The following is a 14,532-nucleotide window of genomic DNA, read 5'->3' as shown; positions in this document are numbered from 1 at the left end:
AGAAATGACAAAAAACAGGCAAATTCTGCCAATCGGAACAGAAATCAGTCCTTGGGATAGAAGGTCCATTGGATGTGAACCCGATTGTCCGAGGCCCGGACATAGGCCGGCGGCGGCGGGAAGGGTCCGGCGCGCAAGATGGCCGCCGCGCCAATTCGGTCGAAATCATCATTGCCGGATGTTTTGGTCAGTCGGACGTCTGAAACCTGTCCGTTCAGTTCCAGGGCAATGTCGTAGTCGGCTGGCCCCGGCGGCTTGGGCGGGGCCATCGTGTCGATCATCTTGTGGATGCGGTCCTGCATTTTGTTCAGATAGGCATTTCCGCCCCAGTCTTCTTCGGTTCCGTTTCTAGCTCCATAACGCGAGCGGTTATCGGCAAGCCGGTTGTATCCATTGGAGAAGTTACGTGCCCAGTCCGGAATAGGCCCAATGGGTTCGTCAGGCATCTTTTTGGCGGTGGTTTTCTTCTCATCGCTGTCGGTTTCGGAAGGGTCCTCAACCGCCTCACCTTGGTCTTTCCGGTCGGCATCGGGGTTGCCTCGCCGCATACGCCCGAGCTTGGCCGTCTGTGACATACCGCCCGAGCTTAGATATTTCGTGTCGACGGTCTGGGTGAGTTCATCCTCGGGTTCGTCCTTCGGCTTGGGCGCCGGTGGCTGTTTCACCAGTTCCACAGGAATGGCTTCCGGCGCGCGCGGCGGGATTTCGGGATCGGCGCGAAAATAGAGCGCCATGAAGAGCGCAAGATTGATCAGAACGCCCGCCGCCATGCCCAGCACAAAGGGCGTGTCGAAGCGCCGCTGCTTGCGCGGTCCGCCCTGTCTGCCCGGCACGATACGGCCGGGACCTGCCTTGCCTGCGCTCACCACACTCAAATTACCACTATCTCCGGCGCTTCCCTTTGCGGAGAGGCATCATGTGGCGGCCCGCCGCCCTAAACAAGGCGGCGAAAATAGGATTTTTGTATCCTGCGTGACCTAGCGGGGTCAGGCGCGGCGCGCCACTGCCAGCCCTGCCCGCACGAGCGCGATGGCCGCCGCGACCGCGCCGATGATCCCCGCCGCGAACAGCAGGAAATTGAGCGTGTTCCAGTCGAGGCCCGTCAGGCCGGTGCCCCGGCCGCCTGTCAGCGCGGAAAGGGTGGAGGCGACGATATTCGTCCAGCCCGACACCACGAGCCCCCAGAAGACCACTTTTTCGCCGGCTGCGCTCAAGCTGAGCTTCGTTGCGGCGGCTGCGGCGGCGATCATCAGCATGCCGTTCAGCACGCCTTCCATATGCGCCATGCGCCAGGCGCGGATCGTGCCGGGGATCGCTTGCGGCACGGACGGATCGAGTGATTGCCCGACAACCATCCCGTAGGGAAAGCCGACGGCAAAGCCCGCCAGCAGCACCAGCGCCCCATTGGCGATGAGCAGCCCGAAAGTTCTGTTGGTCATGTTAGTCCCCTCCCTCTTCTCAGTCGGGGAGCATAGCCGCGCCGTCATGGCGGCGGAAGGCGCAACTGAAGGCGGGCACCGGCACCTTTTGCTCGGTCCTGATCGCGCAGCGCTCGATCGCATGGACCTCGAAACCGTGCCGCGCCGCCATCTCCCGCAGATAGGCTTCGCTATGCCCGAACCGTCTGGACGGCCCGACTTCATACCCGGCGGCGGGCTCGTTCTGCGCTTCCTCATTGGTGAAGACAAACCATCCGCCCGGCCGCAGCAGCCTGGAAAGCACCCCGAATATCGGCTCCAGATCGCCGATATAGATTAGCGTGTCGCAGGCGATGGCCAGATCGAGCTGCGCGGCGAGGCTTTCCAGCGTGCTCACCGCCTCGCCGAGAACCACTTCGTCGTAATGCCCGGTGGCCATCGCCGCCGCCGCCATGCGCGGCGACAGGTCGATGCCGGTCAGGCGGGCGCAGCGGGGTTTGAAGGCCGCGCCGGAAAGCCCTGTGCCGCAGCCGATGTCGATGGCATCGCCGGGCGGCGGCGCACCGCCTGCCGCGGCCCACGCGCCCTGCGCCGTCTTGTACAGGATTTCCGGCCCGCGATAGCGCAGCGTGCCGGTCATGTGCTCGTCATAGCGCGGCGCATAGCCGTCGAAGAGGTGCCGGACATAGCTGTTGGAGGCTTTGGTGGGCGGCGGGGCGAGATCGAGTTCCGCCAGCCGGATCGCCGCGCCGCGTCGGTCGGCCGGGTCGGCCTCGGCGGCGGCTCTGAAATGCCTTGCCGCCTTGTCGCGCTCGTCCACCCGCGCCCAGGCGTCCCCGAGTCGGAAATGCGCGCGCGCATCGTCCGGGGCGATCCGGAGGGCGCGTTCGAAATCGGCAATCGCGGCGGGAATGTCGTCGGCATTGAGACGGGCCTCGCCCAGCGCGTTCAGCGCATCCGCCGACCGACCGTCGAGATAACAGGCTTCTCTCAGCGTCTCGACGGCCTGCGCATGGTTGCCGCCGAGGCTTTGTGCGCGGCCGAGCAGGGTGAGGATGCGCGATCCGGCGCTGCCCGCATCGCGCAGTCGCTCCAGCACGGCCGTCGCCTCGGACGCCGCGCCCAGATCGATCAGTTTTTCGCTGAGGCCGCCCAGCAGCCAGCTGTCGTCGCTTGCCGCGCCCGCCTCCAGCGCCGAGACAATAGCATCCTCTTTCCGGCCTTCGGCAATCAGCCGGTCGAGCCTGTCGAGAATATGTTCGCCATCGGCTTCCATCGAGCCGGGGTCGTCAACGGGCAGGGTCATGTGCCGCTTGTTCCGACAAAACGGGACGTGGTCGCCCACTAAAAAGGCCGGGGCTAAGCCGCCCGGCCCGGCATGTCGTGAAGCGCTATATGATCCCGAAACCGGATTTCCGCAAGCGGCCCACCCGGCTCCTTTCAACGGGCCCGGCTTAACCGGCCCCCGTCAACCGGCCCATGTCAGCCGGCGAGCGTGCACTTGCCGTTATTGATGACCACGGCGTCGCCTCGGCCCGGCACGCGGGCGCGGAAGGAGATCGTGTTGCCGTCCTTCCACAGATCGACGGCGATCTTGTCGCCGGGAATGACGGGGGCGGAAAAGCGCACGTCGAAGCCCGTGATCTTCGTCGGGTCGTAGTCGCAGACCGAGGAAATGATCGCCCGGCAGCAGGTGCCATAGGTGCACAGCCCGTGCAGGATCGGCTTGTCGAAGCCGACGGCCTTGGCGAATTCCGGGTCGGAATGAAGCGGGTTGCGGTCGCCCGAAAGCCGGTAGAGCAGCGCCTGGTCGGGCTTGGTTTCCGCTTCCACCGTCTGGTCCGGCGCCCGGTCGGGGATCTGGTGGGGCGTCGGCGCGCCCTCGCGCGGGCCGCCGAACCCGCCATCGCCGCGCGCGAAGATGGTGGATTCCAGCGTGCAGAGCTTGTCCTTGCCCTTTTCCGAAATCACCGTCTCGGTGACGATGATCGCGCCCTTGCCTTCGCCCTTGTCCCAGGCGCCGACGATGCGGCTGTCGGCGGTGATCTGCGCGGCGACGGGCAGCGGGCGATGCAGCGTCAGCTTCTGTTCGCCATGCACCACCATCATGTAGTTGATGCCGCTATCGGCCATCGGCCCGGCGCCCCAGGAGATAACGGTCGCCATGGTCGGCACGGTCTTCAGGTTCTTTTCGTAGACGAAGGAGAGTTCCTTGTCGTCCATCGGGTCGCGCCCGAAGCCGACGCCCAGCGCGTAAAGCATGGTTTCGCGGTCGCCATAGCTGAATTCCTGCCCGGTCGACTTCAGCGACATGAGGTGATCGTAATTGATCGCCATTTTCGTCTTCTCCCCGTTTTCTCCGGCCCCTGATGGCGGGGCCATGTCTGTTGGGGCGCTAGCAAAGCGCGAACGCGATGGCGGCGCAAGCCCGCGCGCTGGCCAATATTGCGCGTTGTTTGAAGCGTCTGACGATTATTTTGCGGGACCGGCGCAGGGCCGTCGCGAACCCGTAACAGACTCATGTCATCCATGAAAAACGATTCGCTGCGGCGATTGCCGTTGGTGCCCCGCAGCGCCGAGGCCAACCCGTCCAACTCGCGAGTGACCCGCCATGGTGGCGATATCCGAGCCCGATTATCTGGAAGCGACCGCGAAGATCGATCATCGCCATGCGGGCGTGCGCGCGGTGGCAACGCATGTCGGCGATGCGCCGACGGCGCGCGAGGCGGCGATCCGTCTGCATGATTATGTGCGCGACGAAATCCGCTACGGCTTCTGCGCCCCGATATACGACCAGTCCGCCTCGCAGGTTCTGAAGGCCGGTATCGGATACGGCCTGACCAAATCGACGCTTTTCGTGGCGCTGCTCCGCGCGCTGGGCATTCCCGCCCGCCAGCATTTCGTGGACATGTCGGCGGACATTCTCCACGGCGTCATGGCCTCCCGCACCCCCTTCACCGATCATTGCTATGTCGAGGTGCTGCTCGACGAAGGCTGGGTGCGCGTCGACAGTTTCATCGTAGACCTGCCGCTGGCCGAAGCCGCCCGGGCAAGGCTGCGCCGCGAGGGCCGCATGATCGGTTATGGCGTGCATATCGACGGCGTATCCATCTGGGACGGCCGCCGCGATACCTTCTGCCAGTTCGTGGATAACGGGTCGGTGGACGGGTTCAGCACGACCGATCACGGGCTCTTCCGCGACATCGACGAGTTTCACGAAAAGGCGGAGAGCTGGAACCGCGTCGGCCTGCTGTCGCGCCTGTTCATGCCCGCCTTCGTCTCGGCGGCCAATGCGCGCTGCGAGGCGCTCCGCCACGCGCCCGGCCGCATCGCCACCGCGGCGGAATAGGCTTACCGCTCGCCAAGCACCTTCCAGAGGCTCGTCGCCGTCATCACGGTTTCCTCGCCCACGGTGAAGCTGCCCGAGATGAAAACGATCGCCCGTGTCTTGCGGTCCACCCATGTCCGGCAGGTCACGAGATCGCCGGCTCTGGCCGTGCCGGTCACGCTGGCCTGCAGGCTGAGCGTGACGCAGCTACGGCCCTCGGTCGCGCGATGCGCGGCGCTGCCGAGATAGGCGTCGGCAAAGGTCATCAGCATGCCTTCATGCAGTTCGCCATGCTCGTTCAGATGGCGCTCATCCACATAGAAGGCGGCGACGCGCGAGCCGTCGTCGGTCTCGCGTTCGAAAAGCGGCCCCACATGCGCCTCGAACGGATCGCGCAGTTCCGCCTGGGTGAAGCCTTCCGGCGCCTCGCGCGAGACGGGGGAGGGATATGTCTTGCGCCCGCTCACGATGCGCCTCCCTCTTCACCCGTCAGGGTCTCGATGCCGTAGATCCCGCTCGCCGTCATCAGGATGCGCGGCCCCACCTTGAACGTGCCGGACAGGAAAAGAACGCTGCGCGTCGCGCGCGTCACCTGGGCCTCGCCCGTCACCACGTCGCCGAGTTCGCCCGCGCTCACGAAATCGCAATTGAACGAAAGCGTCTTCGCCCGCGCCGCCGGCGAGCGCGATGCCGCCTCGGCCCGTGCCACCTCGCCCATCACCAGCGAGGCGAGCGACATCGTCATGCCGCCATGCATCCGGTCGATACCGTTCAGGTGGTGCGGCGCGATACGCATCGCAAAGCGCACGCCGTCCGGGCGCTGCTGCCGGTGGATCGGCCCCGTAAAGCCGCCATATCCCGTCGCATGGATCGGCTCGCCGGCGAGCTCGGGGTCTTTCGGAGGATAGGTAAAATCGGTCACAAGCTACTGTCTGGACTGGAGGTGGAAGACGGCGCTTGTCTATCCTCTCGACACACAAGGCACAAGGTTACGAAAGGGCGGCATCGGGAATGAGACAGGCAACCGGCATCGTTGCGGTGGAGACGAAAGGGCAGGGCTTCACCGATGTGACGCATGAAATAACGCGCTGGGCGGGCGAAGCGGGGATGCGGGAAGGGTTGCTGACCCTTTTCATCCGCCACACATCGGCCTCTCTCCTCATCCAGGAAAATGCCGACCCGGCGGTGCTGGACGATCTGCGCGATGCGCTGGACCGGCTGGCGCCCCGCGATGGCGGCTGGCGGCACGACGCGGAGGGACCGGACGATATGCCCGCCCATATCCGTGCCGCGCTGACCCAGACGCATCTGGCGATCCCGCTCATCGGCGGCCGTCTGGTGCTGGGTATCTGGCAGGGGATCTATGTCGTGGAACATCGCGACAGGCCCCATCGGCGGGAACTGGCGCTGCATCTGCTGGGCGAGTGAGGCCTGCCGGTCGGAGGGGGGCCGGATCGAAAGGCGTGAAGAGGACCCGGTCTGTCCGGGTGGGGGCGGCCGGGCCCTCTTCTTCCGGTGCCCCTTCAAACTGGGGGGCAAGACCAGGACACCGGAATTGTCGTGCGGTTCGGTTACTTGTGGGGCGGTCTCTTTCAGACGCCGGGGGCCGTGGCGCGCGGGCCGGGCTGGACCACGCCGATCCAGCGCGTCGGCACGCCGGCGTTTTCAAGCTCGTCCACCACGGAGAACAGGCGCTTGCGGGTGAGGTCGCGCGGCGCATGTTCGGAGGCGTCGAGCCCGGCGGCGGAGACCGTGATCTGCTGCAGCCCGCCCATCTCGATTTCGTCGGCGGCCGCATTGATCGCCCGGCGGGCCTCGTCGGTCAGCGCGGCGCCGTTTTTGCGGAAATAGATCGGATAGGTGATCTGTTTCCCGTCATTCTGGGTGAGCACCACCGGCGAATAGCCGCCGGTCGCCGCCATGGCGGTGATGACGACCGCGCGCTCCTCCACGGGGCTGCGCGTCAGATCCTGCTCGGCGGCCGGGGCGGACCCGGATGCAAGGGCACCGGTCGCGGCGAGGGTCGTCGCCCCCGCGGCAATGGTCGCGGCAGTCAGCGTAATGGCCGTCAGCGTCAGCATCCGTTTCATCTCTCGCCCCTTCCTGCCCGGCGGAAGTGCCGGTGCATTTTTGCGAATCCAATTGTTCGATGCTGCAAATCTGGCCCTCGAATGTGGCCGTGGAGAGTGGGTGAACCGGCGTAAGGTGGGAAATTTTGGGGCGATTCTTGGGCATAGCAGCCGCTCTGCCGCGTGTTTCGGCCGTTTTCCCGATGCCTGCTCCGGGCCCGCTTCAGGCGGGCTGACGTAGCGCCCGGGCGCGGTCCGGGGGAGATTCCGCTTTGCGGCCCCCGCCCGGCCCGTTATGTTGCGGCCCCAAAAGGCGGGTTCGAAAAAGGCACCAAGACCTTCGCCTGCGAGTTCGAACACCCACCTCATTCAGAAGCAGATTTTCGGGAGAGCCCCCATGAGCAGAGAAGCAGTGATCGTGTCCACCGCCCGTACCGGCCTGGCCAAGTCCGGCCGCGGCGGTTTCAACATCACCCATGGCGCCGCGATGGGCGGTCACGCCATCAAGCACGCCATCGAGCGCGCAGGGATCGAGCCGGGTGACGTCGAAGACGTGATCATGGGTTGCGGCCAGCCGGAAGGCGCCACGGGCCAGAACGTCGCGCGCACCTCGGCCATCTGGGCCGGCTGCCCGGTGACCACCTCCGGCACCACGGTCAACCGCTTCTGCTCCTCGGGTCTCCAGACCATTGCCATGGCCGCGGGCCGTGTGGTCAATGAAGGCGTGCCGGTCGCCATCGGCTCGGGCGTCGAGTCGATCTCGCTCGTGCAGCTTGGCGGCATGAACCTCAACCACATCACCGAAGAGCACCTGATGGCGACCAAGCCGGAGCTCTGGATGTCGATGCTTGAGACCGCCGAGATCGTGGCCGAGCGCTATGGCATCTCCCGCGAGGCGCAGGATGAATACGCGCTGCGCAGCCAGCAGCGTATCGCCGCCGCGCAGGAAAACGGCATCTTCAAGGACGAAATCGTCCCGATGCAGACCAAGATGAAGCAGGTCAACAAGGAAACCGGCGAAGAGACCATCGTCGATTACCTCGTCGATCGCGACGAGTGCAACCGTCCGGGCACCACGCTGGAATCGCTCCAGGGCCTGAAGCCCGTCTTCAAGGGCGGCCAGAAGATCAAGGAAGGCAAGTATGTGACGGCCGGTAACGCCTCGCAGCTTTCCGACGGCGCCGCCGCCGTGGTCATCATGGAAGGCAAGGAAGCCGAGAAGCGCGGCCTGAAGCCGCTCGGCGCGTTCCGCGGCTTCGCGGTCGCCGGTTGCGAGCCGGAAGAAATGGGCATCGGCCCGGTCTTCGCCGTGCCGCGCCTTCTGGAGCGTGCGGGCCTCAAGGTCGACGACATCGACCTGTGGGAGCTGAACGAAGCCTTCGCCAGCCAGTGCCTCTACAGCCGCGACAAGCTCGGCATCGACCCCGAGAAGTACAACGTCAATGGCGGCTCCATCGCCATCGGCCATCCCTACGGCATGACCGGCGCCCGCTGCACCGGCCACATCCTTCTCGAAGGCCAGCGCCGCAAGGCCGCCGGTCAGAACGTGAAGTACGGCGTGGTCACCATGTGCATCGGTGGTGGCATGGGCGCTGCGGGTCTCTTTGAAATCTTCTGATTTCAAAGAAGACCGCAAAAGCGCCCATCACCAAAAGATGCTGACATCACGAAGGTGATGTCAGCGGGCGCTGCCAGAAAACATTACGGCCCGCGAGGAAACTCGTGGGCCGTTTTTTTTCTCTAGTGTCATCCCGGGCTTGTCCCGGGATCCAGGGGCGATGAGCGCAGAGCGTGCGGCCCTGGACCCCGGCATGAAGCCGGGGTGACAGGATTTGATTGGCCGCACGGCTTTGCCAAGGAACACGCAGCACAGCGTCTGCGCTTTCGGTGCCAGAAAACGCGCAGGCCTTTTTTCATCCTTCAGTGTCATCCCGGCGCCTGTCCCGGCGAAAGCCGGGAACCCGGGACCCATTGGCGGCTGCGGCAAGCGACTATTGCGAGTGGGGCCCGGCCCCCTTCACATGCAAGGAGGGCCGGGGTGACATGACTGGTTCCTCTCTGCTCCCGAAAAACACCCGCGCATGCCACCTCCCTCGCTTTCCTGTCCGACCCGCCTATATGCTCCACAGACGAGCATTCACGGGGAGGAACCATGCGCTATTTCGACGATTTCGAAATCGGGGAACGTCACGACATCCCGGCGACCTATGAGATGACACGGGACGAGATCGTCTCCTTCGCAAGCAAATGGGATCCGCAGCCCTTTCACGTCGATGAGGAGGCCGCCGCGAAATCCGTCTACGGCACGCTCACGGCCTGCGGCACGCATATTCAGGCCGTCGTCCTCTGGCTCGCCGCGCGCCTGCCGGAAGAGACCGCCGTCATCGGTGCGCTCGGCTATGACGAGGTGCGCTTTCACAAGCCCGCAAGGCTCGGCGACACGCTCCGCCTCGCCATCGAATGCATCGAGACGAAGCCTTCATCGTCGAAGCCCGACCGCGGCGTGGTGAAGAACCGCCACATCCTGACCAATCGGGACGGCGAGACGATATTCACCCAGATCACGACATTGCTGATCGCGCGGCGGCGCGAAGCGGACGGGAAGGAGACAACGACATGACGGGCTGGCGTATTCTGATCCTGCTGCTGGGCATCGCGTTCGGCATCCTCATAACGGGCGTCATGGTGGCGGATGTGCCCGCCGGGCCCGCGCTCGAATTCCTCACCGGCGACGGCTGGGGCATCGTCACGCTGGTCGATGTCTATCTCGGCTTCCTGATCGCCGCCTCGATCATTTTCATCGTGGAGGAAAACAAGCTCGTGGCCGCGGCCTGGGCGCTGCCGATCTTCATTCTCGGCAATGTCGTGACCACGCTCTGGTTCGCGCTGCGCATCGGCAAGTTGATTGCGCGCCGCACATAAAAATGCGCCGGAACCCCGAAAGGTCCCGGCGCAAGTGCCCTCTCCCCCAAGAGGCAGTCGGGAAGGCCGTCAGAGACCGAGAACGAGTTTCGCCATGATGTTGCGCTGAACCTCGTTCGAGCCGCCATAGATCGAGGCGGCGCGGTTGTTGAGATAGCTCGGCATGAAGACCATGCCTTCCGCCGGGCCGATGGGCTCCACATTGGAGCCCGGCTCGCGCGCATCCATCTGATCGACGCCCGCATAATAGGCGATGGTCTCGATGGCGATCTCGTCGAGGCGCTGGCGCATCTCCGTGCCTTTGGTCTTGAGCATGGAGGAGGCCGGGCCGGGGTTCTTGCCGCCCGCCAGTTCCGCCATCATGCGATGTTCCGTCATCTCGATGGATTTGAGTTCGATCTCGGTGTCGGCGAGCTTGCGCGAGAATGCCGGATCGTCGATGAGGCGCTGGCCCGTGCCCGCCTGTTCGCCTTCGGCGACGGCGCGGATCTTTTCGACGCCTTCCCAAAGCCCCGGCGCCGACGACCCGCCACGCTCGAACTCCAGCAGATATTTCGCGACCGTCCAGCCGTCATTCTCCTCGCCCACGCGATTTTTCACCGGCACGCGCACATCGTCGAAAAAGACCTGGTTTACCTCATGCTCGCCCGCCAGCGTGATGATCGGATCGATCTTGATGCCGGGCGTGTCCATGTCGATCAGCACGAAGGTGATGCCTTGCTGAGGCTTGCCCGAATTGTCCGTGCGCACGAGGCAGAACATACGATTGGCGAAATGCGCATGCGTCGTCCAGATCTTCGTGCCGTTGATGACATAGTCGTCGCCGTCGCGCACCGCCTTGCATTGCAGCGAGGCGAGGTCGGAGCCCGATCCGGGTTCGGAATATCCTTGGCACCAATAGTCTTCGCCGGACAGGATGCGCGGCAGGTAGAACTCTTTCTGTTCCTTCGTGCCGAACTTCATCAGCATCGGCCCGCACATGCGAAGCCCCATGGGCGACAGATGCGGCGTGCCGGCGCGCGCACATTCCGAGGCGAAGATATATTTCTGCATCTCCGTCCAGCCCGTGCCGCCATATTCGGCGGGCCAGTTGGGCGCGACCCAGCCCTTTTCATAGAGCACTTTCTGCCAGGCGAGGTTCCACTGCTTGTCGGTGAAAACCGATGTGGTGAGCCTGCCCGCCTCGCGCAGTTCCGGCGTCAGCTTCTCGTCGAGAAAGGCGCGAACCTCGTCGCGGAAGGACGCGTCCTCGGGCTTGAAATAGAGATCCATTGTTCTTCTTCTATCGCTGTCGGATGGGGTTACCGCAGGCAGTCTGTCGAGACTCCCATCCGGCGGCAAGCCTGGTTGGCGGGCGTGTCGGGCATCCGGCGGACGGTTGCCCCTGCGGCAGCGGCGAGCGTGCGCACCATCGGACGTACCGTCGGCCTGACAAAAGGCGACACCTGCACGCCGCATTGGTCCTGCAGTTTTTTCGGCAAAAGATCGATCGCCGCCTGCGTCACGAGCCGCTGCATCGGCTTTCCGGCGGCGCCCAGCGGCGTCGCGTCGCGCACCAGCGCGAGAAATTCATGCACCGTCTCGTTCGCATAGAGTTTGGGCGTCATCTCCTCCATATAGGCCTCCGCCTCCGCCTTGGAGGTCGGCACCCATTCCGCGCCGAAGCCTTTGCCGATGATTTCGCCCTCGCGGAAATAGCGGTCCTGATCTTCGAGCGAGAGCTTCGGATCGGCATAGCGGATATAGGCATTGAGGAAGCCCCAGGCCGCGGTCACATGCACCCATGTGAGCAGCTCGGGTTCCATCGCCTTGTAGGGATCGCCGTCATGCGTCGTGCCCGTCACGCGCTCATGCATGCGCGTCACGCGGTCGAAGGTCGTCTGCGCCAGTTTGGTCGGGCCATAGGTCACGCAGGCCGCCGCCATGCCGGTGCGCTCCATGCGCTTGATCGGGTCGGTCTTGAAGGTCGAATGGTCCCATACGCCCGCGCGCACATGTTTTTCCGACAGTTCGAGGATCACGGCGGCGATCCCGCCGACCGCGCTCACCACCGGGTTGGCGCTCACTTTCCAGCCCATGGAGCCGGGGCCGAGAAGGCCCGGATCGCCTTCCGGCGTCAGGAAATCGATCCCGGGAAACGCAGACGTGCCGCCCCCGAGCCGCGCGCCCGTCCCGGCGCCGTCGCGGTTCAGCCTGGCGGTATCGCTCTCTACCGACATGTCGGGTCTCCTCCGGGGCAAATCTCACGCGGCATTTGCATGCCGTTCCATGCCCTCAATATAATCCAAGTAATTACTCGGAAAACTCGGATTTGAAGACAGGGCTGCGGCCCCCTTCACGGGGCGGCGGGAAGGGCACCAAGTGGCTGAATATAAAGCGAAAAAAAGACCGAAACAGGCCCGCTCGCAGGCCAGTTTCGACGCCATGCTGGATGCCACGGCTCGGCTTTTGGCGCGGCGCGGCTATGAGGAACTCACCACCAACCGCATCGCCGAGCAGGCGGGCGTCGGCATCGGCACGCTTTACGACTTCTTCCCCAACAAGGAGGCCTTGGTCGCCGAGCTGACTGGCCGGCTGATGGCGGGGGTGGTGGAGAACATGGAGCAGGCCTTCGCCGAGGCGAGCCGGATGGCGGACCCATGGGCGGGCGTCCGGCACATGGTGGCGGTGGCCGTCGGCTCGCTGGTGGAGGAGCGCGACGTCTTCCGCGTCCTGCTGCGTCAGGTGCCTTTCGTCCCGCAATTGCCGGTCATGGTGTCCTCGCGCGAGGCGCTGGCCGCGCTCTCCCAGCGCGTGCGCGTCGCGGCGGGCGATGCGCTGGATCTGCCCATGCCCGAGGAGGACGCCTGGCTGATTTCGGAGATGCTTTACAACGCCATGCTCGAAATCGCCTTCCTCGATATCGGGTCCGAACGCCGCCAGATGCTGACGCGGGAACTCGCGCGCCTCACCTACCGTATGGCGGTGGGGCGGGACCCGGAAGGCTGACACTCAGCCCCTGGGTCGTGCGCCTTTCTCCGCGAACTCTTTCATCAGCGCGGGATAGTCTTCCATCGCCGGAAATTCGGAAAAGCTGTGCGCGGCGGGCGTCGTCGCCCATGGCAGCTTTTCGCTCGTATAGGTTTCCATGAAAGGTTCGAACCAGCTTGCGTCATCGAGCAGGGTCGCCCGCACATTGACGAAGGCGTCGGCGCCTTCGGGGCGCGTGAACATCCAACTCATGCAATGCGGACAGAAGGAATGCCGAGTCGCCCCGTGAAGTCCGCCGATGACGGGCTCGCCTTTCGTCACCGTGAACCCGTCCGCTGGCGTCAGCAGGCTGAGAGAGAAGGCGCTGGCCGTCATGCGCTGGCAACCGGTGCAATGGCACGCCATGGTCACGACGGGCGGCGCCGTCACCTGAAAGCGCACCCGCCCGCAGCGGCATCCGCCGTCCCATGGAAGCTTCCAGTCGCTCATCGGTGCGCTCCTCGTCCATTATACAAATACTGTCACCCCGGCATGAAGCCGGGATGACAGCAATCGGGAACGATAGGCAGGGCCCTTAAAGCCCCAGCACGGCCTTCGCCATGATGTTGCGCTGGACCTCGTTCGAGCCGCCGAAAATCGTCTGCGCGCGGGTGTTGAGATATTTCGGCATCACCATCAGCGTGTGATCCGGTCCCACCGGCGGTACATTCGCGCCCCAGGTGCGGGCTTCGATCACATCCGGCTGCGCGTAATAGGCGATCGCCTCCACCGCGAGCTCGGTGATCTTCTGGTTGGTGTCGGCACCCTTGAGCTTGATGATCGAGGCCGCCGCGCCCGGGTTCTGCCCGTTCGACAGCTGCGACATGATGCGGTGCTCGGTGAACTCCACCGAGGTCACTTCCACTTCCGTCTCGTCGATCTTGCGGCGGAAGGCCGGATCGTCGATCAGCTTGCCGCCGCCGCCGGTCTGTTCGGTATCGGCCATCGCGCGCAGCCGGTTCAGCGCATTGCGAAGCGCTGCGCCATGCGCCGCGCCGCCGCGTTCGAACTCGAGCAGATATTTGGCGACCGTCCAGCCTTCGTTTTCCTTGCCGACGCGGTTCTTCTTCGGCACGCGCACATCGTCGAAGAAGACCTGGTTCACTTCATGGTCGCCCGCCAGCGTGATGATCGGGTCGATCTTGATGCCTTCCGCCGGGAAGTCGTCGATCAGGATGAAGGAAATGCCCTGCTGCTTCTTTTCCGCATTCGGGTCGGTCCGCACGAGGCAGAACATCTTGTTCGACTGATGCGCGCCCGTGGTCCAGATCTTCGTGCCGTTGATGATGTAGTCGTCGCCGTCCGACGTCGCCTTGCACTGGAGAGAGGCAAGGTCGGAACCGGAGCCGGGTTCCGAATAGCCCTGGCACCACCAGTCCGTGCCGTCGAGAATGCGCGGCAGGTAATGGTCGAGCTGTTCCTTCGTGCCGTGGCCCATCAGCGTCGGCCCGACCATGGAAAGACCCATGTTGGAACCGGCCGGCGCACCCGCGGCGGAACATTCCGACGCCCAGATGAAACGCTGCATCACGTTGAAGCCCGCGCCGCCATATTTCTTCGGCCAGCTCGGCGCGGCCCAGCCGCGCTTGTGGAGCCGCTTCAGCCATTCCACCCGCAAATCCTGATCGGCCAGAATGCCGGGCGTCAGCTTCGCATGGGCTTTCAGATCGTCCGTGAGGTTTTCCTTCAGGAATGCGCGCACCTCGTCCCGGAACGCGACATCCTCTTCCCGCATGGCGAGATCCATGATGATCCTCCCCTCTTTCTTTATTCGGCTTTTGTTGTT

The 14,532-nt window shown here is 64.5% G+C and carries 17 protein-coding genes; 6 read left to right on the top strand and 11 right to left on the bottom strand.

The window, feature by feature from the left end; genetic code table 11:
- Positions 1–44: 44 nt before the first annotated feature.
- The 4 genes from ACSSVQ_RS07295 to ACSSVQ_RS07280 form a co-directional block, all read right to left on the bottom strand.
- Positions 45–869: a TonB family protein gene (locus ACSSVQ_RS07295; protein WP_454184663.1), complete on the bottom strand. Its 825-nt coding sequence runs from the start codon at positions 867–869 to the stop codon at positions 45–47.
- A gap of 117 nt (positions 870–986) precedes the next feature.
- Positions 987–1,439, bottom strand: coding sequence for a hypothetical protein (locus ACSSVQ_RS07290; RefSeq protein ID WP_454181886.1), 453 nt, complete (start codon positions 1,437–1,439; stop codon positions 987–989).
- A gap of 19 nt (positions 1,440–1,458) precedes the next feature.
- Positions 1,459–2,724, bottom strand: coding sequence for a methyltransferase domain-containing protein (locus ACSSVQ_RS07285; protein WP_454181884.1), 1,266 nt, complete (start codon positions 2,722–2,724; stop codon positions 1,459–1,461).
- 176 nt (positions 2,725–2,900) lie between these two features.
- Positions 2,901–3,755, bottom strand: coding sequence for a MaoC/PaaZ C-terminal domain-containing protein (locus ACSSVQ_RS07280; RefSeq protein WP_339614288.1), 855 nt, complete (start codon positions 3,753–3,755; stop codon positions 2,901–2,903).
- Between the two features lie 274 nt (positions 3,756–4,029).
- Here ACSSVQ_RS07280 and ACSSVQ_RS07275 point away from each other — a divergent pair, with 274 nt between their 5' ends.
- Positions 4,030–4,767: a transglutaminase-like domain-containing protein gene (locus ACSSVQ_RS07275; protein ID WP_454181882.1), complete on the top strand. Its 738-nt coding sequence runs from the start codon at positions 4,030–4,032 to the stop codon at positions 4,765–4,767.
- Between the two features lie 2 nt (positions 4,768–4,769).
- Here the strand turns inward: ACSSVQ_RS07275 and ACSSVQ_RS07270 are convergent, their stop codons facing one another.
- Together ACSSVQ_RS07270 and ACSSVQ_RS07265 are read right to left on the bottom strand one after the other, a co-directional pair.
- Positions 4,770–5,213 (bottom strand): PaaI family thioesterase, encoded by a 444-nt coding sequence (locus ACSSVQ_RS07270; protein ID WP_454181880.1) that lies wholly within the window; start codon positions 5,211–5,213, stop codon positions 4,770–4,772.
- Entirely contained in the window at positions 5,210–5,668 is a 459-nt protein-coding gene (locus ACSSVQ_RS07265; protein ID WP_454181878.1) for a PaaI family thioesterase, read from the bottom strand. The genes ACSSVQ_RS07270 and ACSSVQ_RS07265 overlap by 4 nt, the downstream gene beginning before the upstream one ends.
- 89 nt (positions 5,669–5,757) lie before the next feature.
- Between ACSSVQ_RS07265 and ACSSVQ_RS07260 the strand changes: the two genes are divergently transcribed.
- Positions 5,758–6,174, top strand: coding sequence for a secondary thiamine-phosphate synthase enzyme YjbQ (locus tag ACSSVQ_RS07260; RefSeq protein ID WP_454181876.1), 417 nt, complete (start codon positions 5,758–5,760; stop codon positions 6,172–6,174).
- Positions 6,175–6,338: 164 nt separating this feature from the next.
- On the opposite strand, the gene ACSSVQ_RS07255 is transcribed toward ACSSVQ_RS07260, so the two are convergent.
- Positions 6,339–6,836 carry a hypothetical protein gene (locus ACSSVQ_RS07255; protein WP_454181874.1) on the bottom strand — a complete coding sequence of 166 codons (498 nt, stop codon included), beginning with the start codon at positions 6,834–6,836 and terminating at the stop codon, positions 6,339–6,341.
- 376 nt (positions 6,837–7,212) lie between these two features.
- Between ACSSVQ_RS07255 and ACSSVQ_RS07250 the strand changes: the two genes are divergently transcribed.
- The 3 genes from ACSSVQ_RS07250 to ACSSVQ_RS07240 all read left to right on the top strand — a co-directional run bounded on the left by ACSSVQ_RS07250 (position 7,213) and on the right by ACSSVQ_RS07240 (position 9,737).
- Positions 7,213–8,433, top strand: coding sequence for an acetyl-CoA C-acyltransferase (locus tag ACSSVQ_RS07250; protein ID WP_454181872.1), 1,221 nt, complete (start codon positions 7,213–7,215; stop codon positions 8,431–8,433).
- A 534-nt stretch (positions 8,434–8,967) separates the two neighbouring features.
- Positions 8,968–9,435: a MaoC/PaaZ C-terminal domain-containing protein gene (locus ACSSVQ_RS07245; protein ID WP_293324836.1), complete on the top strand. Its 468-nt coding sequence runs from the start codon at positions 8,968–8,970 to the stop codon at positions 9,433–9,435.
- On the top strand, positions 9,432–9,737 hold the full coding sequence (locus tag ACSSVQ_RS07240) for a hypothetical protein (RefSeq protein ID WP_454181870.1): 306 nt from the start codon (positions 9,432–9,434) through the stop codon (positions 9,735–9,737). The genes ACSSVQ_RS07245 and ACSSVQ_RS07240 overlap by 4 nt, the downstream gene beginning before the upstream one ends.
- A 69-nt stretch (positions 9,738–9,806) precedes the next feature.
- Here ACSSVQ_RS07240 and ACSSVQ_RS07235 read toward each other — a convergent pair whose 3' ends face one another.
- Positions 9,807–11,009: an acyl-CoA dehydrogenase family protein gene (locus tag ACSSVQ_RS07235; protein ID WP_454181868.1), complete on the bottom strand. Its 1,203-nt coding sequence runs from the start codon at positions 11,007–11,009 to the stop codon at positions 9,807–9,809.
- 29 nt (positions 11,010–11,038) lie between these two features.
- Positions 11,039–11,956, bottom strand: coding sequence for an oxygenase MpaB family protein (locus ACSSVQ_RS07230; RefSeq protein ID WP_454181866.1), 918 nt, complete (start codon positions 11,954–11,956; stop codon positions 11,039–11,041).
- A 142-nt stretch (positions 11,957–12,098) separates the two neighbouring features.
- On the opposite strand from ACSSVQ_RS07230, the gene ACSSVQ_RS07225 reads away from it, so the two are divergent.
- The gene (locus ACSSVQ_RS07225; protein ID WP_454181864.1) at positions 12,099–12,725 is read left to right on the top strand and encodes a TetR/AcrR family transcriptional regulator; all 627 of its coding nucleotides are present in this window, start codon (positions 12,099–12,101) and stop codon (positions 12,723–12,725) included.
- A 3-nt stretch (positions 12,726–12,728) separates the two neighbouring features.
- On the opposite strand, the gene ACSSVQ_RS07220 is transcribed toward ACSSVQ_RS07225, so the two are convergent.
- Entirely contained in the window at positions 12,729–13,196 is a 468-nt protein-coding gene (locus tag ACSSVQ_RS07220) for a GFA family protein (RefSeq protein WP_454181862.1), read from the bottom strand.
- 85 nt (positions 13,197–13,281) lie between these two features.
- Positions 13,282–14,493 (bottom strand): acyl-CoA dehydrogenase family protein, encoded by a 1,212-nt coding sequence (locus tag ACSSVQ_RS07215; RefSeq protein ID WP_454181860.1) that lies wholly within the window; start codon positions 14,491–14,493, stop codon positions 13,282–13,284.
- Positions 14,494–14,532 lie beyond the last annotated feature (39 nt).

It is taken from the genome of Parvibaculum sp. MBR-TMA-1.3b-4.2, from assembly GCF_053628815.1.
Note: the sequence above shows the minus strand (reverse complement) of the source record. Positions and strands in the feature narration are given on the sequence as shown.